The sequence below is a fragment of the Serratia sp. J2 genome, from assembly GCF_046269175.1.
Taxonomy (GTDB): Bacteria; Pseudomonadota; Gammaproteobacteria; order Enterobacterales; family Enterobacteriaceae; genus Chania; species Chania fonticola_C.
In genome coordinates this window covers 103,329-126,426 of record NZ_JBKABN010000011.1, presented here as the reverse complement: position 1 = coordinate 126,426, position 23,098 = coordinate 103,329, and the positions used below count along the sequence as shown (strand labels likewise).

General features: G+C 52.5%; 23 protein-coding genes and 1 tRNA gene. 17 read left to right on the top strand and 7 right to left on the bottom strand.

The genetic code is table 11. The features are described 5' to 3' along the window. Positions 1 to 245 precede the first annotated feature (245 nt). The gene (locus ACKWMY_RS13575) at positions 246 to 1,490 is read left to right on the top strand and encodes a vWA domain-containing protein (protein WP_074030010.1); all 1,245 of its coding nucleotides are present in this window, start codon (positions 246 to 248) and stop codon (positions 1,488 to 1,490) included. Positions 1,491 to 1,944: 454 nt separating this feature from the next. Here ACKWMY_RS13575 and ACKWMY_RS13570 read toward each other — a convergent pair whose 3' ends face one another. After that, positions 1,945 to 2,637, bottom strand: coding sequence for an HAD family hydrolase (locus tag ACKWMY_RS13570; protein ID WP_074030011.1), 693 nt, complete (start codon positions 2,635 to 2,637; stop codon positions 1,945 to 1,947). Positions 2,638 to 2,886: 249 nt separating this feature from the next. Here ACKWMY_RS13570 and ACKWMY_RS13565 point away from each other — a divergent pair, with 249 nt between their 5' ends. From ACKWMY_RS13565 to ACKWMY_RS13555, 3 genes are all read left to right on the top strand, one after another. Continuing rightward, complete coding sequence (locus ACKWMY_RS13565) at positions 2,887 to 3,921, top strand: YeeE/YedE family protein (RefSeq protein WP_308872663.1); 1,035 nt, start codon at positions 2,887 to 2,889, stop codon at positions 3,919 to 3,921. Positions 3,922 to 3,926: 5 nt separating this feature from the next. Next, on the top strand, positions 3,927 to 4,154 hold the full coding sequence (locus ACKWMY_RS13560) for a sulfurtransferase TusA family protein (RefSeq protein ID WP_024485057.1): 228 nt from the start codon (positions 3,927 to 3,929) through the stop codon (positions 4,152 to 4,154). Between the two features lie 192 nt (positions 4,155 to 4,346). Beyond that, positions 4,347 to 4,583, top strand: coding sequence for a DUF4282 domain-containing protein (locus ACKWMY_RS13555; protein ID WP_024485043.1), 237 nt, complete (start codon positions 4,347 to 4,349; stop codon positions 4,581 to 4,583). Between the two features lie 53 nt (positions 4,584 to 4,636). Here the strand turns inward: ACKWMY_RS13555 and ACKWMY_RS13550 are convergent, their stop codons facing one another. After that, entirely contained in the window at positions 4,637 to 5,386 is a 750-nt protein-coding gene (locus tag ACKWMY_RS13550) for an NAD-dependent epimerase/dehydratase family protein (RefSeq protein WP_024527766.1), read from the bottom strand. Between the two features lie 631 nt (positions 5,387 to 6,017). Between ACKWMY_RS13550 and bglF the strand changes: the two genes are divergently transcribed. Beyond that, positions 6,018 to 7,895: a PTS beta-glucoside transporter subunit IIABC gene (bglF, locus tag ACKWMY_RS13545; RefSeq protein ID WP_409486429.1), complete on the top strand. Its 1,878-nt coding sequence runs from the start codon at positions 6,018 to 6,020 to the stop codon at positions 7,893 to 7,895. Positions 7,896 to 7,917: 22 nt separating this feature from the next. Then, positions 7,918 to 9,318: a glycoside hydrolase family 1 protein gene (locus ACKWMY_RS13540; protein ID WP_199061576.1), complete on the top strand. Its 1,401-nt coding sequence runs from the start codon at positions 7,918 to 7,920 to the stop codon at positions 9,316 to 9,318. A 509-nt stretch (positions 9,319 to 9,827) separates the two neighbouring features. Here the strand turns inward: ACKWMY_RS13540 and ACKWMY_RS13535 are convergent. Beyond that, entirely contained in the window at positions 9,828 to 10,427 is a 600-nt protein-coding gene (locus tag ACKWMY_RS13535) for an HD domain-containing protein (RefSeq protein WP_409486428.1), read from the bottom strand. Positions 10,428 to 10,558: 131 nt separating this feature from the next. Here ACKWMY_RS13535 and ACKWMY_RS13530 point away from each other — a divergent pair, with 131 nt between their 5' ends. The 3 genes from ACKWMY_RS13530 to ACKWMY_RS13520 all read left to right on the top strand — a co-directional run bounded on the left by ACKWMY_RS13530 (position 10,559) and on the right by ACKWMY_RS13520 (position 13,103). After that, the gene (locus ACKWMY_RS13530) at positions 10,559 to 10,984 is read left to right on the top strand and encodes an organic hydroperoxide resistance protein (protein WP_024486966.1); all 426 of its coding nucleotides are present in this window, start codon (positions 10,559 to 10,561) and stop codon (positions 10,982 to 10,984) included. Positions 10,985 to 11,206: 222 nt separating this feature from the next. Then, a complete protein-coding gene (gene eptB / locus ACKWMY_RS13525) occupies positions 11,207 to 12,901 on the top strand; it encodes a kdo(2)-lipid A phosphoethanolamine 7''-transferase (RefSeq protein WP_024527770.1) in 1,695 nt (564 codons plus the stop codon). 125 nt (positions 12,902 to 13,026) lie between these two features. Then, a tRNA-Pro gene (locus tag ACKWMY_RS13520) sits at positions 13,027 to 13,103 on the top strand. 291 nt (positions 13,104 to 13,394) lie between these two features. Here the strand turns inward: ACKWMY_RS13520 and ACKWMY_RS13515 are convergent. The 4 genes from ACKWMY_RS13515 to ACKWMY_RS13500 form a co-directional block, all read right to left on the bottom strand. Next, the gene (locus ACKWMY_RS13515; RefSeq protein WP_024484222.1) at positions 13,395 to 13,742 is read right to left on the bottom strand and encodes a glycosyl transferase family 1; all 348 of its coding nucleotides are present in this window, start codon (positions 13,740 to 13,742) and stop codon (positions 13,395 to 13,397) included. Positions 13,743 to 13,744: 2 nt separating this feature from the next. Beyond that, entirely contained in the window at positions 13,745 to 14,035 is a 291-nt protein-coding gene (locus ACKWMY_RS13510) for a DUF6516 family protein (RefSeq protein ID WP_233169418.1), read from the bottom strand. A gap of 243 nt (positions 14,036 to 14,278) precedes the next feature. Continuing rightward, positions 14,279 to 14,743 (bottom strand): hypothetical protein, encoded by a 465-nt coding sequence (locus ACKWMY_RS13505; protein ID WP_211135689.1) that lies wholly within the window; start codon positions 14,741 to 14,743, stop codon positions 14,279 to 14,281. A gap of 1 nt (position 14,744) precedes the next feature. Further along, on the bottom strand, positions 14,745 to 15,482 hold the full coding sequence (locus ACKWMY_RS13500) for a winged helix-turn-helix domain-containing protein (RefSeq protein WP_309047676.1): 738 nt from the start codon (positions 15,480 to 15,482) through the stop codon (positions 14,745 to 14,747). Between the two features lie 382 nt (positions 15,483 to 15,864). On the opposite strand from ACKWMY_RS13500, the gene ACKWMY_RS13495 reads away from it, so the two are divergent. From ACKWMY_RS13495 to ACKWMY_RS13460, 8 genes are all read left to right on the top strand, one after another. Next, complete coding sequence (locus ACKWMY_RS13495) at positions 15,865 to 16,392, top strand: fimbrial protein (RefSeq protein WP_202671632.1); 528 nt, start codon at positions 15,865 to 15,867, stop codon at positions 16,390 to 16,392. A gap of 91 nt (positions 16,393 to 16,483) precedes the next feature. Next, positions 16,484 to 17,026: a fimbrial protein gene (locus ACKWMY_RS13490; protein WP_024527775.1), complete on the top strand. Its 543-nt coding sequence runs from the start codon at positions 16,484 to 16,486 to the stop codon at positions 17,024 to 17,026. A 53-nt stretch (positions 17,027 to 17,079) separates the two neighbouring features. Continuing rightward, entirely contained in the window at positions 17,080 to 19,608 is a 2,529-nt protein-coding gene (locus tag ACKWMY_RS13485; RefSeq protein ID WP_409486427.1) for an outer membrane usher protein, read from the top strand. A 54-nt stretch (positions 19,609 to 19,662) separates the two neighbouring features. Beyond that, entirely contained in the window at positions 19,663 to 20,430 is a 768-nt protein-coding gene (locus ACKWMY_RS13480; RefSeq protein WP_409486426.1) for a fimbria/pilus periplasmic chaperone, read from the top strand. A 177-nt stretch (positions 20,431 to 20,607) separates the two neighbouring features. Beyond that, entirely contained in the window at positions 20,608 to 21,108 is a 501-nt protein-coding gene (locus ACKWMY_RS13475) for a fimbrial protein (protein ID WP_024527778.1), read from the top strand. A 12-nt stretch (positions 21,109 to 21,120) separates the two neighbouring features. Then, positions 21,121 to 21,621, top strand: a complete 501-nt coding sequence (locus tag ACKWMY_RS13470) for a fimbrial protein (protein ID WP_024527779.1) — start codon at positions 21,121 to 21,123, stop codon at positions 21,619 to 21,621. A 55-nt stretch (positions 21,622 to 21,676) separates the two neighbouring features. Next, a complete protein-coding gene (locus tag ACKWMY_RS13465) occupies positions 21,677 to 22,195 on the top strand; it encodes a fimbrial protein (protein ID WP_409486455.1) in 519 nt (172 codons plus the stop codon). Then, positions 22,188 to 22,562: a hypothetical protein gene (locus ACKWMY_RS13460; protein ID WP_024527781.1), complete on the top strand. Its 375-nt coding sequence runs from the start codon at positions 22,188 to 22,190 to the stop codon at positions 22,560 to 22,562. The genes ACKWMY_RS13465 and ACKWMY_RS13460 overlap by 8 nt, the downstream gene beginning before the upstream one ends. The last annotated feature ends 536 nt before the right edge of the window (positions 22,563 to 23,098 follow it).

The window sequence follows — 23,098 nt, the reverse complement described above, 5'->3', positions numbered from 1 at the left end:
ATGAGGGGGCGCTCAAGTTTTGCTGAGATGATCTTCTTTTTTCCCGCAGAGCAGGGGCTTTCAGCTCCCTCTCCTTGTACGCGACTTTAGATGAGGGGGCGCTCAAGTTTTGCTGAGATGATCTTCTTTCTTCCAGCAGAGCAGGGGCTTTCAGCTCCCTCTCCCTGTGGGAGAGGGTTGGGGTGAGGGGCCTACCCGCCAATATCCCCGTTATGGAAAAGCTATTTTAACAGGAGGTTATCCTGATGATTTTACAGTCCGGCCAGAACCTGGTGGTCAATGGCACCCCGCTCAACCTGACACTGCAGTACCCCGCCAACCCTGGTTTTAAGAGTGAGCCTGATACCGCGGTATTCCTGCTGAATGCCGAGGGCAAAGTTCGTGGCGATGCCGATTTTATCTTCTTCAATCAAACCGCTACCCCTAACCGCAGCGTCGTTTTACAAACCACCCACCAAAGCAGCACCCTATCGTTAGATCTAAGCAAAATTGACGCCGATGTCAGCAAGATTGCCATCACTTTGGTGATTGATGGTTTGGACGCTATCTCTGGGCTACAACACCTGAAAATGGATGCGCAGAACGTTGCCCAATACAGCGTAGAAACCCCAGGCCGTCAGGAGAAAGCGCTGATTGTGGCCGAAATTTATCGCCATGCCGGTAACTGGAAGCTGCGTGCTCTGGGGCAAGGGTTTAACGGTGGCTTGGAGCCCTTGGCGTTAAACTATGGTGTTGATGTAGCTCAGCCAGCTGCGCCTGCTACTCCGCCGCCGACCGTCAGCCTGGAGAAAAAACTGCAGGATAAAGCCCCGCATTTGGTGAGCCTGGCGAAGAACGTCACCGTCAGCCTGGCTAAATTCAATCTGCAGTCGATAAAGGCCAAGGTTGCGTTTGTGCTGGATGCTTCAGGATCGATGACCGGGCAGTTCAAAAAGGGCAATGTGCAGGCGGTACTGGATCGCATCGCCGTGCTGGCCGTGCAGTTTGATGATGACGGCTCGATGGACGTTTGGGGCTTTGCCGAAAAACATGCCAAATATCCCGATGTGACGTTGGATAATCTTGATGGCTATATCAAGGCGATCCAGGGCAGCGGCAAGCGCTCAATGTGGGAAATCCTGCCAAAGCTGGGCGGCACCAATAATGAGCCGCCGGTGATGGAAGAGCTGATCGATACGTTTAAACACAGCGATATGCCGGTATACGTGGTGTTTATTACCGACGGCGGCATCAGCAAGACGCGCCAGATCAAAGAGGCGATCAAGCGCTCGGCCAACTATCCGATTTTCTGGAAGTTTGTCGGCCTGGGGGGCTCGAACTACGGCGTGCTGGAAAAGCTGGATACCTTCACCGATCGCCGGGTGGATAACACCAACTTCTTCGCGATTGATGACTTTGCCACGATGAAAGAAGACCGTTTGTACGATCTGCTGCTGGAGGAGTTTAAAGAGTGGTATGACGCCGCCAAGGCGGACCGGATTATTTTTTAACTTTTTAATATCAGACAGTTAAATAAATACATAACGTACCGAGATGGCCCCTCACCCTAACCCTCTCCCACAGGGAGAGGGGACCGATCGAGTGTGCGATTGGTTGCAGCAATCTACCTGACCACCCCATTGAACCAGCACTCTTTTATCGAGCACGCGACCGTACCAGCTGTTTTTCGCGGAGGGAGCAGGTCGCTCACGGCACCTGACTGCTGCTCAGAACCAGCTCCGCTCCCACAGGGAGAGGGTACCGATCGAGTGCGCGATTGGTTGCAGCAATCTACCTGACCACCCCATTAAACCAGCACTCTTTTATCGAGCACGTGACCGTACCAGCTGTTTTTCGCGGAGGGAGCAGGTCGATCACGGTACCTGATTACGGCACCATACCAGCTCCCTCTCCCTGTGGGAGAGGGTTGGGGTGAGGGGCGAAACGGATTGCTGAAGGGATGGATTACTGATCGGTCTTGCTGATCACATTTGGCTCTGCAACGCGCAGCCTTTTGACCGCAGAGCGGCGCTTTGACCAGGCCGGATGGAAATGCCGCCAGTGTGCATCCTGGGCCGCAGCCAACAGTTCATAGTCCCCACGGGTATCGCCCCAGGCTCTGAGATGATAGTTCCCCAGTGGGCCATAGATACTTTCCAGGCGTTCAACCTTCTGCCCACAGCGGCAATTATGGCCAGTAATCAGCCCGGTGAGCTTCCCATCGACCACTTCCAACTGAGTACCAATCAGCTTGATGCCCAAACGATCGGCAAACGGCTGTAGTACCAGGGCCGGTGAAGCGGAACAAATCGTGACTTCAGCGCCAGAACTGACCTCCATGGCAACCGCAATCAGCCCGGAAGGGCGCATCAGCTTGGTCCAATAGGCCGAACAAAAGGCTTCCGCCTGCTGACGGAACCAGTGCTCGTCCACCCCCGTCAGGAAAACCTTAATCAGGGTTTCTTTTAGTTCGTCACGGGTGAGTTTTTTGCGCATATGCTTAAACGCAGGCTGCGCCAGCTGCAATAAGCGCCGGGCAAATACGCGACGCCCAAAAGCGAAACGCAGAAATGGGATAAAACTGTCGTGGTGCGTCAGCGTGCCGTCAAAATCAAAAACCGACAAAACTGGCGTTGTACGGCTTGCCTGTGTATCCATCTTTAAATCATACCTCAACTGTGCAACACCGGGCTTTCCCCACATTATTGTGGATGATAGCAGAACTCCCCCGCAGGTTGAATTTTTGCCAACCTGGCCTGCACCAACATCGGAAACACGATCACCTCCTCAATAACCCTCCTATTTATGTGATTTCTCTGTCTCTAGCGAGTAAAATGCCTGCGCCCTACCCAGGGTACGCCTTTTACAATCTGGTTATGGCATCGCCATAAAAAGGAGTCTTCCCTTATGACAGGTCTGTTTCTGGGGTTCCTTCTTGGATTTATCATGCAACGCGGGCGCTTTTGTATGGCCGGCGGTCTGAGAGACCTCTATCTGTTCCGCGACGGGCGCATGACCCTCGCTATCCTCATTATCATCACCTTGCAAAGCATCGGCTTGTTCGCCTTCGTGGCCCTCGGTTGGGCTAAACTGCCCGGCGGGGATTTCCGCTGGCTGGCGACGTTGGTCGGTGGGGTAACCTTCGGTATCGGCATGGGGCTGGCAGGCTCCTGTTCCACAGGAGCTTACTATCGCGCTGCCGAAGGGCTGGCCGGAAGTATGATTGCCGTGATCGGTTTTGTGGTCGCCAGTTGGTATATCCGCCAGCCGGGTGGCAAACAGCTGTTCGCGCCCATCAACGCCCCTGCCTTACCGGACGCTTCGCTGATGCAGACGTTCGGCATGTCTCCCTGGCCTGCTGTAGCGGTGCTAACCGTGCTGACCGGTGTGCTGGTCTGGCGCCACCTGAAACGTAAATCCTTCCCCGTTCCGCAACCTAAACCGCGCAAGCAGGGCATTGCCCACTGGCTGTTCGAAGCACGCTGGCATCCCTTCGTCAGTGCCGTATTGATCGGCGTTATTGCGTTGCTGGCATGGCCTTCCAGCCTAGAGGCGGGCCGGGTTGGCGGACTGGGGATTAGTGGCCCCAGCGCACAGCTGTTTTCGTTAATCACCGAGGGTAAAACCGGCTTCTTTGGCTGGGCAGGCTATCTGCTGATCGGGATTTTTGCCGGTGCGCTGGTGGCTGCCTGGGGAAGCCAGGAGTTGCGGCTGCGCTCGCCCGGCCTCCCGACAATGGTCAAAAGCCTGTTTGGGGGCGGATTGATGGGGATCGGCAGCGGATTGGCTGGGGGCTGTATGCTGGGTAATACCATCGTCAATACCGCTTGGTTCTCCTGGCAGGGCTGGCTGTTTATTCCGTGCATCCTGTTGGGCAGTTGGGTGGTCAGTTATTTCACTATTATTCTTCCGAATCAATCGATTAAAACAAAAGAGGCTTGAGGACTATGAAAACGATCACTCTGGATACCACCGGTAAACTTTGCCCGTTCCCGCTGATGGAAGCCAAAAAGCACATTGAGCAATTGGGTTCAGGTGACCTGCTGGTGATTGAATATGACTGCGCTCAGGCCACGGAAAATCTGCCGCGCTGGGCGGTTGAGGCAGGACACAGCGTGACGGATTTCCAGCAGACCGGTGATGCCCGCTGGCAGATTAGTATTCAGAAGGGGTAGAGTTATCTGTTCTAACTTGGGAGTTTTTTCCGGGTTAGAGCCGGCTTGAGCATCGCTACGTCTTTAAACGTAGGGAAAACAATCCATCATGTATTCTTACCTTTTGTCATCTTTGACCAGTATACTTCATTCCAGCTTGAGGGCGCTTTGCCGCTCAGGAACGGTCAACCTTAACGAATGAAGGGATACACGATGAAAAATATTTTCTTTTTTGATGCGATGCTGACGCCGAAAATCATTACCGGCGTTTATTGGCTTTGCCTGCTGGGCATTCTGGTCGGCGGGATTGGCTCGATGTTCTATGGTGAGTTTTTCCGTGGTCTGCTGGGCATCATCATTGGTGGCGTGTTTACCCGTGTCGGTTTTGAAATGGTGATCATCGCCTTCAAAAATAACGAGTATCTGCGCAAGATTGCTGAAAAGCCGTAATGTGGTGAACGGCAGACATTCCTTCACCGGGTTCGCTGCCGTGCTGCGCCCGCTTAACTAAACCCGAGCAGGGTAAACGCATCGTCCTCGGGGTAGTAATCCAGCAGTCGCGTGGTCTCCTCTAACGACAGTCGCTTATAGCGGTTGTTAGAGATGCCATGCACCACCGCATGCTGCACGTGGGTAACGCGGATGCAGCGATCGAGCAGATCGGCGGCATCCCGGTGGCTCAGGAAGGCGCTCATATCCCGCGCGCTGATCTGCTGGCCCGCTTCCAACGTCGTAAAGTTGGCAATCCGCACCGACAGCGCAGAAAGCCCCTCCTGATGGGCAAAATAGGCGGCGATCCCTTCGCCAAACGCCTTGCTGGCCCCGTACATATTTTTCGGCTTCGGCGCATCGTCCGGGCGCACCTGGTAATCCAGTGGGTAGCCTTCCACCGCTTGTGCACTGCTGGCAAACACCACGCGTTGGCAGCCTGCGTCTTTCGCTGCGCGGAAGATGTTGAATGTACCAAGGATGTTGTTCTTCATCAGTGAAGAACAAAAATCGGCATCCGCAGAAGGATCGGCGGCCAAATGCAGCACGGTATCGATGTTGACGCAGGCTGCCCGGCAAGCCTCGATATCGGTGATATCGAACGTCAGTAACTCGTCATTGGGCCGCAAATGAGAGATCAGGCCTGCTTCTTTTTCCGCCAGGCGAAAGTCGTAACGGTGGCCAGCGAACTGCCTGAACGCTGTCGCCACTCGGCCACCGGCACCAGTAATTAACACCCGTCCAAGTTCTGTACGTAATGCCATGGCGACTGCTTTCCCTAAAACAAATTTTCTGGAGACTAGTAATAATACTCTGAACTATTTTTGTCCATCTTTTAGTTAGCTTTCCTGATGTATTTTTTGCGTAAATTAAGATAATACTTGGAGTTTTAGGGGGGCTTAAGGCGGGTTTTTCACTACTCAAAAAGGAGTATAATCATAAACTCAATGAAACAAATAGGTTGAAATAAAATCGTAATTCAATGTTATTTAATGACTTTAGTCATTATTGGTTATGTTTTTTTGCCTATCTAGACATACCTTTACTGTAAATTACACTTCGGAAATAGGTAAGTGTTAATAATATTTTTTATGGCTTGTTACCGACACTAAAACGCGGGAGTACGGTAGGGGGATTTTGTCTACCAGATCACACTTCGGCAACTTTACGGCGGAAAGCCTTGCCGCACTGAAAAACAGAATGTTACCGTCATAGCTCAACCGATTTAGGGTTGTCACTGCTTTAGCAGGCAAAACCTAAACCTCGAGTTTCTGTTTCCCCACGTTGGGATCAGAGGCCGCGAGGTTTAGGTTTTTTTTTGCGCTGAATTCCTCCACGACGATTGGCCATCGCCGTAGCTGGGGAGCAGCAAGGTTAAGCGTTAAGGATGCAACCATGAAATATCAGGAATTAGCCAGTGAGATCTTGGCCGGCGTCGGTGGCCGCGACAATGTGAAAAGCCTGGTGCATTGCGCCACCCGTCTGCGTTTTAAACTGCAAGAACACGGCAAGGCAGATGCGGAGGCGTTGAAGAAAAACCCAGGCGTCATCATGGTCGTGGAAAGCGGCGGCCAGTTTCAGGTGGTGGTAGGTAACCACGTAGGAGAGGTTTATAACGCCTTGAATGCCCAGCTTGGCGCAGGTGAGGAAACGCCAGCCAATGCACGAGAAGATAAACAGGAAAACCTGCTCAGCCGCTTTATTGACGTGGTTTCCGGCATTTTCACCCCGCTGCTCGGTGTGATGGCGGCCTCGGGGATCCTCAAGGGCTTCCTGGCGTTGAGCCTGGCCTGTGGTTGGCTGTTGGAGAGTAGCGGCACCTACAAGCTGCTGTTTGCCTCCAGCGACGCGCTGTTCTATTTCTTACCGATCATGCTGGGTTACACCGCCGGTAAGAAATTTGGCGGTAACGTCTTTGTCACCATGGCCATCGGTGGGGCGTTGACGCATCCGTTGATGATGGGGGCTTTTGACGCGGCACAGGTCCCGGGGGCTCAGCCGGAGTATTTCCTCGGCATTCCTATTACTTTTATCAACTACAGCTCGTCGGTCATTCCGATCATTTTTGCCGCCTGGGTATCCTGCCGCCTGGAGCCGCTATTTAACCGCGTGTTGCACAGCGCACTGCGTAATTTTGTGACGCCATTGATGTGTCTGGTGATCACGGTGCCGCTCACCTTCTTACTGATTGGCCCGGCGGCCACCTGGCTGAGCCACATGCTGGCCAACGGTTATCAGGCCATTTATGCCTTCAATCCGATCGTTGCCGGTGCCTTTATGGGCGCGGCCTGGCAGGTCTGTGTGATCTTCGGCCTGCATTGGGGGCTGATACCGCTGATGCTCAACAATATGAGCGTGTTTGGCCGTGACACCCTGTCTCCACTGCTGTTACCTGCGGTGATGGGGCAAGTGGGGGCCACGTTGGGCGTGATGTTGCGTACCCGCGATGCCAAGCTGCGGGTGATGGCGGGCTCTGCCGTTACCGCCGGTATCTTCGGTATTACCGAGCCTGCGGTATACGGAGTCACGCTGCCAAACAAACGGCCATTTATTTTCGGCTGTATCGGCGGGGCGTTGGGTGGGGCGGTGATCGGTTACTTCCACACGGCAACCTACTCGTTTGGTTTGGTCAGTATTTTCACCTTTGCCCAGATCATTCCGGCGGGCGGCTTTGATGCGACGGTCTTGGGGGCGATCGCCGGTACCTTGGTGTCGTTTGTGTTTGCAGCCATTGCCAGCTATTTGTTCGGCATCGTACCGCCAGCGGAACAACCGGTTGAAGCGGCAGCAGCCCCAACTCCACAGGCACCGCTCAACCGCAAGCAGCAGGTTACCAGCCCGATTGCTGGCGACATCATCCCGTTGGAGCAGGTTCAGGACGCCACCTTTGCCAGCGGCCTGCTGGGTAAAGGCGTGGCCATTATGCCGCACCAGGGCCGTGTGGTGGCCCCAGTCAATGGCTGTGTGGTATCGCTGTTCAAAACCAAGCACGCCATCGGCATCGAATCGGATGAGGGCGCCGAGGTGCTCATCCACGTGGGTATCGATACCGTCAAGCTTAACGGTCTGCATTTTACCGCCCATATCAAAGAGGGCGATCGCGTTAAACAGGGCGATCTGCTGATCGAGTTTGATCAAGAGGCGATCCGTGCCGCAGGTTTCGATACCACCACCCCGATCATCATCAGCAACAGCGACGACTATGTCGATGTGCTTACCAGCGGCCAAAGCCCGGTGCAGGAACAGGCACCGTTGCTGACACTATTACGTTAATCAGGTTTTTGAGGAGAAAGCGATGAGTTGCAAATTTCCACAGCATTTTCTATGGGGCGGCGCGGTCGCGGCAAATCAGGTTGAAGGGGCGTATCTGGAGGATGGCAAAGGCCTTTCAACGTCAGATCTGCAACCCCAAGGGATCTTTGGGGGGCTGACGCCGCGCGTTGCCGGAGACAGCGGTATCAAGGATGTGGCGATCGATTTCTACCACCGTTACCCTGAAGATATCGCGTTGTTTGCCGAAATGGGCTTCAAGTGCCTGCGTACCTCGATCGCCTGGACGCGCATCTTCCCCCTAGGGGATGAAGATGTGCCGAATGAAGCCGGGCTGGCGTTTTACGATCGGCTGTTCGATGAGATGGCCAAATACGGCATTCAGCCATTGATCACCCTGTCGCATTACGAAATGCCCTATGCACTGACGCAAAAGTACGGCGGTTGGGGTAATCGTAAGCTTATTGCGTTTTTTGAGCGTTATGCTCGCACGGTGTTCGAGCGTTACAAGCATAAGGTCAAACACTGGCTGACCTTCAATGAGATCAACATGTCGCTACATGCGCCGTTCACCGGTGTGGGCCTGCCTGAAGACAGCAGCAAAAGCGAGATTTACCAGGCGATCCACCATCAGTTGGTGGCCAGCGCCAAGGCGGTAAAAGCCTGCCATGAGATCGTGCCGGACGGTAAGATCGGTAATATGTTGCTGGGCGGCATTCTTTATCCGCTGAGCTGCAAGCCGCAAGATCTGTTGGAAACCCAACGCCAGAACCGCGACTGGATGTTCTTTGGTGACGTGCAGGTGCGCGGTGCATACCCGGCCTATATGAAACGTTTCTTCCGTGAGAACGGCATTCAGGTGACGATCACCGAGGAAGATAAGCAGGCGCTGCGCGAAACCGTCGACTTTATCTCGTTCAGTTACTATATGAGTGGCTGTGTGACCACCGACGAAGAACAGAACAAGACCGCCCGTGCCAATATCCTCAACATGGTACCTAACCCGCATCTGGCAAGCTCGGAATGGGGCTGGCAGATAGACCCGGTGGGGCTACGCTATCTGCTCAACGTGCTGTATGACCGCTATCAGAAACCGTTGTTTATCGTCGAGAACGGGCTGGGGGCGAAAGACCGCATTGAGGCCGACGGCAGCATCAACGACGATTACCGCATTGACTATATCAACGACCATCTGGTGCAGGTTGCAGAAGCGATCGACGATGGGGTTGAGGTGATGGGTTACACCAGTTGGGGGCCGATCGATCTGGTCAGCGCTTCCAAAGCGGAAATGGCGAAGCGCTACGGCTTTATCTATGTCGATCGCGATGATGAGGGCAACGGTAGCCTGGAACGCCGCCGCAAGAAGAGTTTCTACTGGTATCGCGATGTGATCCACAGCAACGGCAGCAGCTTGAAAATCAAGTAATTACTGGGGGAAACATGCCCCTCACCCCAACCCTCTCCCACAGGGAGAGGGAGCTGCCACGGTGTTGCGGTCGGGTGCAGCGATCGCTTAGCCCTGCCTAAAAGGGAATTGCCACGGTGTTGCGGTCGGGTGCAGCGATCGCTTAGCCCTGCCTAAAAGGGAATTGCCACGGTGTTGCGGTCGGGTGCAGCGATCGCTTAGTCCTGCCTAAAAGGGAATTGCCACGGTGTTGCGGTCGGGTGCTGCGATCGCTTTATCCTGCCCAAAAGGGAGTTACCACGGTGTTGCGGTCGGGTGCAGCGATCGCTTTGTCCTGCCCAAAAGGGAGTTGCCACGGTGTTGCGGTCGGGTGCTGTGATCGTTTTGTCCTGCCTAAAAGGGAGCTGATTGGCGGCAATGGCCAGGTAATTTCTGTAACTGATAGTCAACTCGAACGGTCCCCTCTCCCTGTGGGAGAGGGCTAGGGTGAGGGGCCATCACAGTGCTTATGTCTCCCTCCTATCTCAAGCTTACGTCACCTCGTTTTCCTGGTATCGCTGCCGGGCGTGGTCAAACCAACGGGCCGGGACGTTATGCGGTGGTAGCAGCAGCGCCTGCAAACCCTGTTCGATGATATGGCTAGCCTGCCGCCACAGCTGTGGATCGCCCTCGGTCAGCACTTCCAGCAGGCGCTGTTTCTCCACCAGATAGGTTTTGGCAAAGTGACTATCGTATTGCAGCAGGGAGCGGGTGTTGTCGATCAAATCGGCCAGCTTGATGGTTTTGGCCTGTGGGGAGGCACTGGCGCTGTGGCGTCGATCGCGGTTCTTGCGTTGATAGCGATTTTCCGTGCTGCCGACGCTGACGTTGGTCAGCATTGCGACCAGGCTGGCAACCTGCGGGCCAAAATGGCTTTCGATATCGGCCAGCGTAGAGGGGGTATCTTCCACGGTGTCATGCAACCAGGCCGCAGCCAGCATCTCTTCGCTGTGCGGCACGCTGCTGACAATCTCCATCACTGCCTGTGGATGCACAATATACGGGGCGTTAGTGTATTTACGGCGCTGATCGATCGCTCCATGCGCTTTGGTGGCATAGCGGCGGGCGCGTTCGGCCAATGTGTCAGTCATGCTTTTGATTTCCCTGCGGCATCCGATAGATAGAACTTAGCATACCGTGCTTAACGTCAGTTGTGCGAGCCTGGGCTCCGTGCAGAATGGTCTACACTGGATCGGGTCACCAACCCGAAAAGGAACGATCTATGTCTATTGAGAAAGTGGTTTATCGCGCCCATGCCAAGGCAACCGGTGGCCGAGACGGCCGTGCAACCTCATCTGACGGCGTGTTGGACGTGAAATTAGGCGTGCCGAAAGAAATGGGCGGGGCAGGCGGAGAGGTTACCAACCCTGAGCAACTGTTTGCCGCCGGCTATTCGGCCTGTTTCCTGGGGGCACTGAAGTTTGTTGCTTCAAAGGAAAAAGTGAAAATCCCTGCCGAAGCCTCCATCGAGGGCACCGTCGGTATCGGTGAGATCCCCAACGGTTTTGGCATTGAGGTTCAGCTGGATATCAGCCTGCCGGGCGTTGAGCGTAGCGTCGCGGAAGACTTGGTGAAGAAAGCCCATGTGGTCTGCCCCTACTCCAATGCCACGCGCGGCAATATCGATGTAACCCTTAATATTAAATAATGTTTCCTGCCAAAAACCGGTGAAAGAGGGGGGCAATGCTCCCCCATTCCCAGGCCTTGTCTCCCGCTATTCTCCCTACAAGAAGTGGCAAAAAATGCTCGTTTGATGAGATTTTTCTTGATTCTGTTCTGCAGAATAGTGCTTATTGCCCATCGGCTGAACCTGAGGGCATATCGACTGTCTGATGGTTTCAGAACTTGAAGCCCGGAGCCACTGCGTTACATGAACAAAGTTAAATCGCTATCACAGCAGAATTTATCGTTATTGTTAGCGATCTATATCGGCATCTTTTTAAACCTTTCCGTTTTCTATCGTCGTTTTGATTCTTTTGCGCACGGCATCCAGGGGATCAAGGTGGTTTCTGCGGTGACAGAAGTCATCGCCATTGTCCTGTTCACCTTCTTTATCATGCGGCTGGTATCCTTGGGGGGCCGGCTGTTTTACCGTATCGTCGCCTCTTTGCTGGTGCTGATCTCCGTTGCAGCCAGTTACTACATGACGTTCTTCAACGTGGTGATTGGCTATGGGATTATCGTTTCGGTGATGACGACCGATATCGATCTCTCGAAAGAGGTGATTGGGCTGAACTTTGTGCTGTGGATGATCGTGGTCAGCGCTTTGCCGTTGCTATGTATCTGGAGCAATAACCTGCGCTACACCCTCATTGAACAGATGAAAACCCCAGGACAGCGCCTTAAGCCACTGTTGATCATGTTGGCGGTGGTCGCACTGGTGTGGTTGCCGCTGCGTACTCTGGACAAAGAACAAAACGCCCAGGAAAAGATCACCAATATCGATCTGCCGAGCTACGGTGGGGTAGTTGCGCACTCTTATCTGCCTTCCAACTGGCTTTCGGCTCTGGGGCTGTTTGCCTACACCCGTTACGATGAAAGCTCGGACGCAGCCAACATGTTCGATCCCAGCAAGAACTTTACCTATGTTGCCCCTGAGGGCATCGATGATACCTATGTGGTGTTTATCATTGGTGAAACGACTCGCTGGGACCATATGGGTATTCTGGGCTATGAGCGTGATACCACGCCTAAGCTGTCGCAGGAGAAAAACCTGGTGGCGTTCCGGGGGGAGTCTTGCGATACCTCCACCAAGCTTTCGTTACGCTGCATGTTTGTGCGTGAGCATGGCACTTCGGATAACCCGCAGCGAACCCTGAAAGAGCAGAATATCTTTGCCGTACTGAAAGCGTTGGGCTTCAGTTCCGAGCTGTTCGCAATGCAGAGCGAGGTGTGGTTCTACAACAATACCGATGTGGATAATTACTCATTCCGTGAAATGATCGCCTCAGAGAAGCGTAACGACGGTAAATCGGTGGACGATATGCTGTTGGTGGATGAGATGAAAGAGTCGCTGGCTCGCCATCCCAACGGCAAGCATCTGGTGATCCTGCATACCAAAGGCTCGCATTACCTCTATTCACAGCGCTACCCGCGTAGCTTTGCTCGTTATCAGCCGGAATGTATGGGCGTAGATGAGTTCTGCTCCAAGGAGCGCTTGATTAACGCCTATGACAACTCGGTGCTGTACACCGATACCTTTATCGACAGCGTCATCGACCAGGTGCGCGATAAGAAGGCTATCGTGTTCTACGCGGCCGACCATGGCGAGTCCATTGGCGAAAACTCGCATCTGCATGGTACGCCGCGTGAAATGGCCCCACCTGAGCAGTTCCGTGTGCCGATGATCGTCTGGGCTTCCGATAAATACCTCGAAGACCCGCAGCATAAGAGTGCGTTTGAGCAGTTGCAGGCTCAACAGCGGGTTGGTCAACCGCACCGCCACGTAGAGCTGTTTGACTCTATCCTCGGCTGCCTGGGTTACACCTCGCCAGACGGTGGTATTGTTGAGAGTAATAACTGGTGCCGCCTCCCGCAGAGCAAAGCGGACGCCAAAGCGCTGTAAACCGAGCCAGAAAGGCCGTATCCGCTCAGATACTGGCCTGTTTGGCGCTTTTAGCGCCACTTGGTATGAGGTGGTGAAAAAGAGATTGACGCGTATACGGCCCAGCAGTAAGATGCGCCCCGCATCGGCGAGTAGCGCAGCTTGGTAGCGCAACTGGTTTGGGACCAGTGGGTCGGAGGTTCGAATCCTCTCTCGCCGACCAATTTCAAAGAAACCTGCTTTTTTAAGCAGGTTTTTTTACGTCTGAAGTTTATGAGGATGAGAACCTCCGAAGGAGGTCGACAAATCTGTCGGGAACAGATTTGCATATCGCGTCTGCGATACCCCGAAGGGGCGAGTATCATGGACGATACGAGTGAATCCTCTCTCGCCGACCACATTCAAGAAAGCCCGCTTTTTCAAGCGGGCTTTTTTACGTCTGGCGTTTATGAGGATGAGGCGCAGCATGCAGCGCCCCTACATGGTGAGCCGGAGGAGATTTGTCAGTAGTTTTTTAGGCTGCCTTGCCAATGACAAAATCGAAATGGATTTGGTCGTAGGGGAATATCACCCCGGCTGTACCCTTATCAACGATGCCGCAAGCCAACAACGCCTGAAGATCCGTATGCACAGCTTTAACATCCCGCTCAACGCGACGAGCAACCTCTCTGATTGAGAGTTCCCCGGCCCCGGTCATGCAGTGCAAGATATGCATTTTTTTGGGCGAGAGTGTCTTCCATAACGAATCCCAATCCAGAAAAGTAATGTAACTCCCCTGGTACTGTTTATCGCCTTCCAAGGCGGCTTCCATAGAGCGTTGCGCTTCCTCAAGAGAAGCGACTCGGATGGTGACTGTATTCAACTTTAGTCTCCTCTTAGCTGTGCAACCTCATCGAAGAAACTGCGTATCAGCGCTTTTGGGCTGGTGAAATGGATGGGATGTTGTTTTTCATCCAGATGTTTATGATCGCCTTTGCCTGCCTCGTTGTCATAGCGTAAGCGGCAGATGCCGTCTTTCACATAGGCGAATCGGTACTTATAGTGATGAGCACTGGCTCTGACTGCGGGTTCGACAAACCAAATAACCATCTGCACAAACTCGGTTTCCGTCAGCGCGATCCTGTCCTGAAAGATGAGTTGAGAAGGCAATTTCATCTCCCTCCTGTTGTTCAAAATAACAACACCCTCAGGTGTTGTCAACGATAACAACACTTGGGCATATGACAAAGATGTTGTCCATATCTAGCTAGGTATCAATAGTGTTAGGGCCAGCAGAGCCTGGCAAGAGGGCTAGTTTGATGGTGCGAGTTCTCTCGCAAAGTCGGGGCTAGCAACGAGAAAATGCAGTGAATAGTTCCCCGCCACCTAGGGCTTTGGGGGGCGGCGGGGATAAACCAGTTATTGGGTGCAAAGAAACATTGGGAACCCACGCCCTCTGATTAGAAAAACATCGTCATCGAGCTTATGGAAAGTCATGTAATAGACAGAGGTTCTATTCCGAAGGTCACCCCATGAGTTATCCGGTGTGTTGTCATTAAATTTTTTTACTGTTTTATTATACTCGACCGTATAGGTTCCATTTTTGTCTGTTTCATTATAAATAAAAAAGTTATCATTATCGATGGTGTGTTTTTCCCCCTCTATCTCCATTTTTCCAAAAGCGCTTTGAAATCCTGAGTTATCATCATAAAAGAAAACATTAACTTGTTGAAATATACTGGTTTTTACTGATTTTAAATGCAACTGAATGCTGTAATCACACGAGAATAGTAACTCCCTATCCTTTGTTTTTTTCTCATGGATATAAATGAAAATCGCTAGGGTTAATATGATTATGGCTATTAATAGGATGTTTTTTTTCATGTTAGTCATACCTGATGCTGAAGCATTTTGTTTTTTTGTCATCCTGGGATTTAAGACATGCGCCAATAAAAACATAGTCATCTATTGATTTTAAATCGCTGTAATATATATTGTAGTCCTTAGTTTTGCACTCCTCCTTAAAGTTTGCTCGCTCAAGCACATCATCCAGTATTTTATCTCTAATATGTAATAGTGGGTTATCCAATGAGTAAATATGGCATTTCTCAAAAACCTCCACTAAGGAAGGAGTGGACTTTTTCATTTTTATCTCCTTCGACTCCATAATTGAATAATAAAGAATTACAAGCACTGTTATGCAGAATGCAAAAAACAAACTGATTGATTGATTGTATTTTACTGGTTTTAAGTTTTTTTCCTCGCTTTCTTTTTGTGATGCATTTTTTTCTGTGGGTAAAAAATCAATACTGCAATTAAATTTGAATCCTACTTTGGGGATGGTAATGATAAATTTCTCCGTGATGCCAAGGCTTGCTATAGCTCTCCTTAACTCACTCACCGCGCTATAAAGGTTGTTGTTTGATGGTGTGAGCCCAAAATCCTCCCAAGTATGTTTCAGCAAGTAATCGCGGCTTAAGTCATTACCTGCGTTTTTTATCAACTCCATTAATAGGCGTGAGGCCTGATTAGACAAAACCAATGAGTTTTGCTCCTCTTGAACCAGTGATAGCTCTTTTAATTTTGGTGAATATTGAATCACCCCATTGATGATGTAAAGCATAAAAAATACCCGTTAAGTATGCGAGAAAGGTTTTTTATAGGTAATTCATACGCCAGTCAAACTATTAAGAATACTCCGTATTTATAGATGGAATACTTAAATCTAGTAATGTTTGTTAACCCTTGGTTTTTTGATAATTAAGTGTGAATAACTCTTACTGTTGGAAATAAAAATCTAAATAATTGAAAATTTTTAATACAAATATCTAATTTTTGTTTTGATGATAGATTTATCCACATCGGCAGGCTTGAGGCTGCTTGTGTTTTACTGGCCTTGCCAAAGACACGAAGAAAGCTGTTTTAGGGGGCTGGCGATAAACACATGGATCTCGCATCCATTGAAAACTGAAATTTATGGAATTTTCATTTTAAGGATTTTTTGCATGAAACTGAACAAGATCATGATGGTAGCAGTAGTGGCTTTGGGTATGTCTTCTTTGGCGCATGCCGCAGTGAAAGACCAGGGGCACGGTAAAATCACCTTTAACGGTTCAATTATTGATGCTCCATGCTCCATCACCCAAAAGTCTGCCGAACAGACGATTGAACTGGGTCAGATTTCTAAAGTTGCCCTGAAGGACGGCGGCAAATCAAGTTCGCATGATTTCACCATTGATCTGGAGAATTGCGAAATCGGTACCGGGCCTGATGCCAAGAACAAAGTGAGCGTGTCCTTCAATGGTAACGTCGGCTCGGTCAAAAACCGTCTGGGTACTGGGCGTGGTGCCAGCATCGTTATTGAAGATGTTAACGGCCCGATTGAGCTGACTAAGGCAACAGCTCTCCAGGAACTGCAAAATGGCGATAATACCCTGAACTTCAGTGCTTACCTGCAGGGTGATGGGGCTTCTGCCGCGGTTACCGAAGGCAAATTCGAGACGGTTGCCAACTTCACTTTAGCCTACCAGTAATCGGCTACGTCATTATAGGCATAATCTGTTTGGGCATGTGGAGGGATCCGCATGCCTTTTTGGAGGACGATAGCGTCAAGGATAGTTTGCCATGTGGAATGTAACCCCTATTATCGCCGTGTTTTCTTACCTATTTATTACGGCATCTTTCTCTTCTTTGGCCGCACATGCTGCCTTGGGATGGGGACGTGTAAATATGCAAGGATCCATTATTGATACTGCCTGTGCTATTGCCGTAGAGAGCCAAGACCAAACCGTTGAGATTGATGCGATCTCTATAGAGGATATTGTTCGTGATGGTCAGGGCCGGGGTAAAAATTTTTTCATTAAATTGAGTGATTGTGAGTTGGAGCGCTTTGGCCGTCAATTACCTGACTGGAAGAATTTTCAGGTGACCTTTGATGGAGATAGCGAAGGGGGGCTATTTACCGTGCAAGGCACGGCATCCGGTGTGGCGCTGAAAATTAGTGATCTTGGTGGCAATATTGCCCGGCCGGGCAAACCCTTGCCATTGGAAACGATTAATCCTCAGAACATGGTGTTGAGTTATGCCGTAAATCTGGTGGCCAATAACCATGTTTTAAAGTCCGGTGAATACGTCTCTTCCATTCGTTTTAAATTGGATTATTTCTAAACGCTATTAAGACATTGCCACAGGAATAAGGCATTAATAAAAAGGTTAGGGATATGGGATTGTCACCTGTAGAGAAGCTGACACGTCTTCAGGCACTCAGCGTCTGTATTTCTTTGGCGTTGAGCACGGCGTCGACCGTGGTGTACGCCGCCGAGGAAATTCAGTTCAATACGGATGTACTGGATGTGCATGACCGCAAAAATATCGATCTGAGCCACTTCTCCCGCGGCGGTTACATCATGCCGGGTACCTACGGCATGTCCGTACATATCAATAAAAACGATCTGCCGGAACAAGCGATATCGTTTTACCCGCCGGAAGGGGAACCGAATGACAGCCGGGCCTGTGTCGGTAAAGCTTTGGTGGCGCAGTTAGGGTTGAAAGAGGGCGCGGCCAAGGATTTGCGCTGGTGGCATCAGGGGGAGTGTCTGGATGAATCCAGTCTGAAAGGTATGGAAGTGCGTGGCGATTTATCCACCTCAACCCTGTATCTGAATATCCCTCAGGCCTATCTGGAGTATACCGCCGATAACTGGGATCCGCCGTCACGCTGGGAAGAAGGGCTACCAGGTCTCTTGCTGGATTATAACCTCAATACGCAGACGCAAAGGCAGCTTAAGCAAGGGACGAGCAGCTACAGCCTGAGCGGTAATGGTATTGCCGGGGCCAACCTGGGGTCCTGGCGTTTACGGGCAGACTGGCAGACTAACCTTACTCATCAGGCGGGGTCTGGCCGCCCTACGAACAGGCAGTTCGACTGGAGCCGTTATTACGCCTACCGCGCCATTTCAGCATTGCGCTCGAAGTTGACGATGGGGGAGAACTACCTGGATTCAGGCCTGTTCGACAGCTTTCGCTTTAGCGGCGTAAGCCTGGTGTCGGATGACAACATGCTGCCGCCAAACCTGCGGGGTTACGCGCCAGAAGTGGTTGGGGTCGCCAGAACCAATGCCAAGGTCACTATCCGTCAGCAGGAGCGAGTCCTGTACGAAACCCAGGTGGCTGCGGGGCCATTCCGTATCCAGGATGTCAACGATGCGGTAACCGGAGAGCTGAACGTGCGGGTGGAAGAGCAGGACGGCAGCGTGCAGGAGTTTGTTCTGAACACCGCCAGTATCCCATATCTGACGCGCCCGGGGGCAATACGGTTCAAATTGGCGGCCGGCAAACCGTCGGGCTGGCAACACCGTTTGCGTGGTCCTCTGTTTGGTACCGGGGAGTTTTCCTGGGGGGTGAGTAATGGTTGGTCGCTGTATGGCGGAGCACTGGCTGGCGGGGATTATAACGCACTGTCGGTAGGCATCGGTCGTGACTTAATGGCATTCGGGGCATTGTCGTTTGATGCAACCCAATCAAGGGCGCGTCTGCCTCAACAAGGCGGTACGTTCAGTGGTGGATCTTACCGCCTGAGCTATTCGAAGAGCTTCGACGAGTACGACAGCCAGATTGCCTTTGCCGGCTACCGCTTCTCTGAGCAGGACTTTATGAGCATGAGCGAGTACCTGGACGCGCGTGACTATGGTCAACGTACCCGCAACGGCAAGGAGATGTACACCATCACCTTCAACAAGCAGTTCCGTGAATGGGGGCTGAGCAGCTATCTCAACTACAACCACGAAACCTATTGGGATCGGCCTGCTAACGATAGGTACAGCCTGTCGCTATCGCGTTATTTCGATATTGGCAAGCTGCGTAATGTCAGCCTGTCACTCACGGCGTATCGCAATCAATACAATGGTTCCAATGATGATGGTGCCTATTTATCGCTGTCACTGCCGTGGGGCAACGGCTCGACGTTGAGTTACAACACGACGGTGAGTCGCGATGAGTCCACGCATCGGGTGGGATATTACGAGCGGCTGGATGAACACAATAACTACCAATTGAATATGGGTGCTTCGCGCAGTGGGGCCTCCCTTAGCGGCTACTACAACCGTGAGGGGGATATTGCCCGCATGAGTGCCAATGCCAGTTATCAGCAGGATAACTTCAGCGCTTTCGGCATGACGATGCAGGGCGGGATGACAATGACGGCCGAGGGCGGTGCGCTACACCGCGCCGGGAGGCAGGGAGGGACACGGATGCTGATTGACGCCAACGGCGTGGCGGGTGTGCCGGTGCGCGGCTATGGCAGCACCAGCCGGACCAACCTCTGGGGTAAGGCGGTGATAGGCGATGTGAATAGTTACTACCGCAACAAGGCCAGCATCGACCTGAACCAACTGGGTGATAACGCGGAAGCGACGACGTCGGTGGTACAGGCAACGCTGACCGAAGGGGCGATTGGCTATCGTCGGTTTGATGTGATTGCTGGCGAAAAAGCGATGGCGATACTCAAACTGGCTGATGGGAGCGAACCGCCGTTTGGGGCCACGGTGATGAACGCACGGCGGCAAGAAACCGGGATAGTCAACGATGGCGGCAGCGTCTACCTGAGTGGAATCAACGCCGGGGAAAGCATGACGGTGCACTGGGGCGGGGAGCTACAGTGCGAGGTGCAGATGCCTGCCCTGCTGCCTGCCGATATGTTGATGAACACCTTGCTACTGCCTTGCCGCCCGGTCAGTTCGTCAGCAGATTAAGGGGCGTTCCCCTTGTAACCTTTTAACAAGGCCGCTAAGGCTGGGAAACAGATAATGCAAAGTAAGCAAACGATGAAACGGTCTCTTGGCCTTACGCTCAAGAGTGCTGTCCTGTTGGGGGCGCTGGTCACACAGCAGGCCCAGGCGGCTATCGCGCTTGATCGCACGCGGGTGATTTTTGACGGCGGCCAGAAGTCGGTGAGCCTGAATGTCAGTAACCAGAACAAGCAGTTGCCGTATCTGGCGCAGGGCTGGATTGAGGATGAGCAGGGCAACAAAATCCAGAGCCCACTCACGGTGCTGCCTCCGGTACAACGCATCGAGCCAGGCAAGCCGAGCCAGGTTAAAATCCAGGCGCTGCCAGCGGCCAAGTTGCTGGCACAGGACAAGGAAACCCTTTACTACTTCAACCTGCGTGAAATCCCGCCGAGGAGCAGCAAAGCGAACACGTTGCAGATTGCGCTGCAGACGCGCATCAAGCTGTTCTACCGCCCGGCGGGAATTACGATGGACACAAACGCCGCACCGCCGCAGGAGCAGATGACGCTGAGCAAACAGGGTGACAAGTATATGGTCAACAACCCGACGCCGTATTACGTCACGATCGTGGATGCCAACAGCAAAAAAGCTGGGGCCGGGGTAAAAGGCTTCGAGCCAATGATGGTGCCGCCAAAGAGCAGCCTGCCGTTGACGGTGAGCGCGGCGGCGGTGGGCAACAGCCCGGTACTGACCTACGTCAACGACTACGGTGGCCGGCCGCAGCTGAGTTTTAGCTGTAACGGCAGCAGTTGCACCGTGGTACCGGAGAAGAAAGGCGGTTGAGTTGCGCTCTTACCACCATGATGGGCAGGAGGAGAGACGGGAGGGGACATGAATGGAAAGGGCAAGAACAACGAGTGCCAACGCCGTCACCTCTGAACGTACGCCAGCCGCTTTGGTAACGGGCAGTAACTTGGCAGTGGTGGATTTTCATCTGAGTGATGACTGATGGAGCGAGTCATGGATAACAGGAGCTTTGTGCGTTGGAAGAGGCTCGTTGGTCTTAGTGGTTTGCTGATGGCTATGCCGTTGATGCTCTGCGCGACGACCAGTACGGTGACGATTAAGGTGACGGTGTTGGCACCTCCCTCCTGCACCATTAACGATAACCGACCCATTGAGGTGGAATTCGGTGACGTGATGACGACCAGGGTGGACGGCGATCACTACCGTATGCCGGTGAATTATACGCTGGGCTGTAAGGATGCTACTTCCAATGCGATGAAACTGCAGTTACAGGGAAGTGGGGCCAGCTTTGACGGCACGGTGCTGAAAACCACCAAGACGGGGCTGGGGATCAAGCTGCAACGGGGTAGCAATAAACTGGCAATCAACAGCTGGCTGAACTTCACCTACCCTAACCAACCGGAACTATGGGCCATTCCGGTCAAGCAGAGTGGGGCTACCTTGACGGGGGGCGAATTCACGGCGGGTGCGACGATGAAAGTGGATTACCAGTAACGGGAGCAGAGTATGAGCATAACGATAAGAGCCCTGTTACTGACCTGCGGCCTGATGGGCGTTGTCGTTACGGCACAGGCGAAGGATAACGGGGCTGACATGACGTTCCACGGCACGCTGATAACACCGCCGCCGTGCACCATCAACGACGACAACCGGATAGAGGTAAACTTCGGCGAACGGGTGGGTATCAACAAGGTGGATGGAGTGAACTACCGCCAGATGATGAACTACCAGATAACCTGCCTGGAGGCTGCCATTGGTAACGGGGCGCTGACGCTGAGTCTGAGCGGCAGTGTGGCGGGGTTCGATAGTGAGGCGCTGCTGACGGACAAGGCGAACCTGGGCATCCGGGTCTACCAGAATGACCAGCCGTTTACGCCAAACAGCACGCTGAAGATAGATTTGGCTAACCCGCCGCGTCTGGAGGCGGTGCCGGTGAAGAATGCGAGGGCCACCTTGACGGAAGGAGCATTTGAGTCCTGGGCAACGCTACGAGCCGACTACCAATAAGGAGCCCGAAATGGAACGCAAGACAGGCCGTTATTTTGACCGTGCCGTAGTGGGGATGGAGTTAGTTCTCTTGCTTGCCGCGCTGACGGCCAACCCGACGTTGGCGGCCGGAGAAAAAAACGTACGTCTGTACGGTGCCTTGGTGACGGAGCCGTGCGTGATACTGCCGGGTGACGAAGATATCCAGCTGGATTTTGGTACGGTTATCGACAAGTATCTGTACCTGAACACGCGTACGCTGGGGCAGTCGTTCGAGATACACCTGGTGGAATGTGACCTGACGCTGGGCAAGACGGTGAGAGTGACCTTTACCGGCACCGAAAACAGCGCCTTGCCGGGACTGCTGGCTATCGACGGCAGCAGTGAGGCCATGGGGATAGCGATAGGGTTGGAGACAGCGCAGGCCAAACCGCTGCCGCTTAATAAGGCGAGCGATAAACTCCTGCTACAGGAGGGGAGCAACATTATTGCGCTGAAAGCCTATGTGCAGGGCGAGCCGGATGCCATCAGGAACCACAGTATCGAACGCGGGCCGTTCAGTGCGGTGGCGACCTTCAATCTGGAATATGAGTAAGAGCAGTCAAATAGGAAGTGACAGACAAGGTGAGAGAAGAAAACGCGGTGGTTTAACGGTGTACTGGCCGGAGGGTATCGGCTCTCACCCATGGCGTCATGTCTACCGCACGGATATCCGGGGCTATTACCGGCATATTTTAAAGCATCAGGTGGCTGGGCAACTGAAATGGCATATAGAGGATACAGTCTGCAGAGACCTGTGCCTGCAATGGCTTCATTACAGCATTGAGGATGGCGGTGAGATAGTTACGCCGGAAAAAGAAATTTGTCGTGACAGTGCGCTGATCCCGCTTATTGGCGGCAGTTTATTGCGACATGTTGACAGTTATTTTTCGACGCGTGAGGAGATATTTTATGCCCGGTAATGGATGACTTTATTTTCTTCACTAAAACGCGTTGGCATTTACGCAAAGCAATCAAGCGACTTCATGAATTTTTTGATTTGGGTGGGTTTGAAACACACCTGGATAAAACGCAACTGGGGAGAATTGAACGTGGCTTCTACTGGCTGGGATTATGGTATTCCCCGCTGGGGCCCAGAATAGCCCCGAGAGCAACAGAGAACCACCGGGAACGTATTACGCGGCTGTATGAATAAGGTCATGGCCGGAAACTATCGAAGGCAGAGACCGAGATACGGGGGCGTGAATATGAGGCCCGATGGATGAATTGGGCAAACCACCGCTTACAGAGCGTGAGGTGATTGTCTGCCATTAACTAACAAGGGAACGCCCACGAGCTGGAGGCTCCGGTTTGACGTTGCGCTGTGCCTCCGGCCGCGGCCCCTAGCACCACCATCACCAAAAAGGACCAATATGCCTATTCGCTGTGAACGTCATCATTTAATTCTTCTTCTGGCCATTAGTGTGTCGAGCGCTACCACTCACGCGTACACCGCCAG

What these genes read in the sequence shown, in the direction of transcription:
- ACKWMY_RS13575 (WP_074030010.1), top strand. Translation starts at nt 246, where the DNA reads ATGATTTTACAGTCCGGCCAGAACCTGGTGGTCAATGGCACCCCGCTC.
- ACKWMY_RS13535 (WP_409486428.1), bottom strand. Translation starts at nt 10,427, where the DNA reads ATGACTGACACATTGGCCGAACGCGCCCGCCGCTATGCCACCAAAGCG.
- ACKWMY_RS13460 (WP_024527781.1), top strand. Translation starts at nt 22,188, where the DNA reads ATGAGTAAGAGCAGTCAAATAGGAAGTGACAGACAAGGTGAGAGAAGA.
- ACKWMY_RS13485 (WP_409486427.1), top strand. Translation starts at nt 17,080, where the DNA reads ATGGGATTGTCACCTGTAGAGAAGCTGACACGTCTTCAGGCACTCAGC.
- ACKWMY_RS13505 (WP_211135689.1), bottom strand. Translation starts at nt 14,743, where the DNA reads ATGAAAAAAAACATCCTATTAATAGCCATAATCATATTAACCCTAGCG.
- ACKWMY_RS13475 (WP_024527778.1), top strand. Translation starts at nt 20,608, where the DNA reads ATGGATAACAGGAGCTTTGTGCGTTGGAAGAGGCTCGTTGGTCTTAGT.
- ACKWMY_RS13555 (WP_024485043.1), top strand. Translation starts at nt 4,347, where the DNA reads ATGAAAAATATTTTCTTTTTTGATGCGATGCTGACGCCGAAAATCATT.
- ACKWMY_RS13495 (WP_202671632.1), top strand. Translation starts at nt 15,865, where the DNA reads ATGAAACTGAACAAGATCATGATGGTAGCAGTAGTGGCTTTGGGTATG.
- ACKWMY_RS13570 (WP_074030011.1), bottom strand. Translation starts at nt 2,637, where the DNA reads ATGGATACACAGGCAAGCCGTACAACGCCAGTTTTGTCGGTTTTTGAT.
- ACKWMY_RS13530 (WP_024486966.1), top strand. Translation starts at nt 10,559, where the DNA reads ATGTCTATTGAGAAAGTGGTTTATCGCGCCCATGCCAAGGCAACCGGT.
- ACKWMY_RS13470 (WP_024527779.1), top strand. Translation starts at nt 21,121, where the DNA reads ATGAGCATAACGATAAGAGCCCTGTTACTGACCTGCGGCCTGATGGGC.
- ACKWMY_RS13550 (WP_024527766.1), bottom strand. Translation starts at nt 5,386, where the DNA reads ATGGCATTACGTACAGAACTTGGACGGGTGTTAATTACTGGTGCCGGT.
- ACKWMY_RS13490 (WP_024527775.1), top strand. Translation starts at nt 16,484, where the DNA reads ATGTGGAATGTAACCCCTATTATCGCCGTGTTTTCTTACCTATTTATT.
- eptB (WP_024527770.1), top strand. Translation starts at nt 11,207, where the DNA reads ATGAACAAAGTTAAATCGCTATCACAGCAGAATTTATCGTTATTGTTA.
- ACKWMY_RS13560 (WP_024485057.1), top strand. Translation starts at nt 3,927, where the DNA reads ATGAAAACGATCACTCTGGATACCACCGGTAAACTTTGCCCGTTCCCG.
- ACKWMY_RS13510 (WP_233169418.1), bottom strand. Translation starts at nt 14,035, where the DNA reads ATGAAATTGCCTTCTCAACTCATCTTTCAGGACAGGATCGCGCTGACG.
- ACKWMY_RS13500 (WP_309047676.1), bottom strand. Translation starts at nt 15,482, where the DNA reads ATGCTTTACATCATCAATGGGGTGATTCAATATTCACCAAAATTAAAA.
- ACKWMY_RS13480 (WP_409486426.1), top strand. Translation starts at nt 19,663, where the DNA reads ATGCAAAGTAAGCAAACGATGAAACGGTCTCTTGGCCTTACGCTCAAG.
- ACKWMY_RS13465 (WP_409486455.1), top strand. Translation starts at nt 21,677, where the DNA reads ATGGAGTTAGTTCTCTTGCTTGCCGCGCTGACGGCCAACCCGACGTTG.
- bglF (WP_409486429.1), top strand. Translation starts at nt 6,018, where the DNA reads ATGAAATATCAGGAATTAGCCAGTGAGATCTTGGCCGGCGTCGGTGGC.
- ACKWMY_RS13565 (WP_308872663.1), top strand. Translation starts at nt 2,887, where the DNA reads ATGACAGGTCTGTTTCTGGGGTTCCTTCTTGGATTTATCATGCAACGC.
- ACKWMY_RS13540 (WP_199061576.1), top strand. Translation starts at nt 7,918, where the DNA reads ATGAGTTGCAAATTTCCACAGCATTTTCTATGGGGCGGCGCGGTCGCG.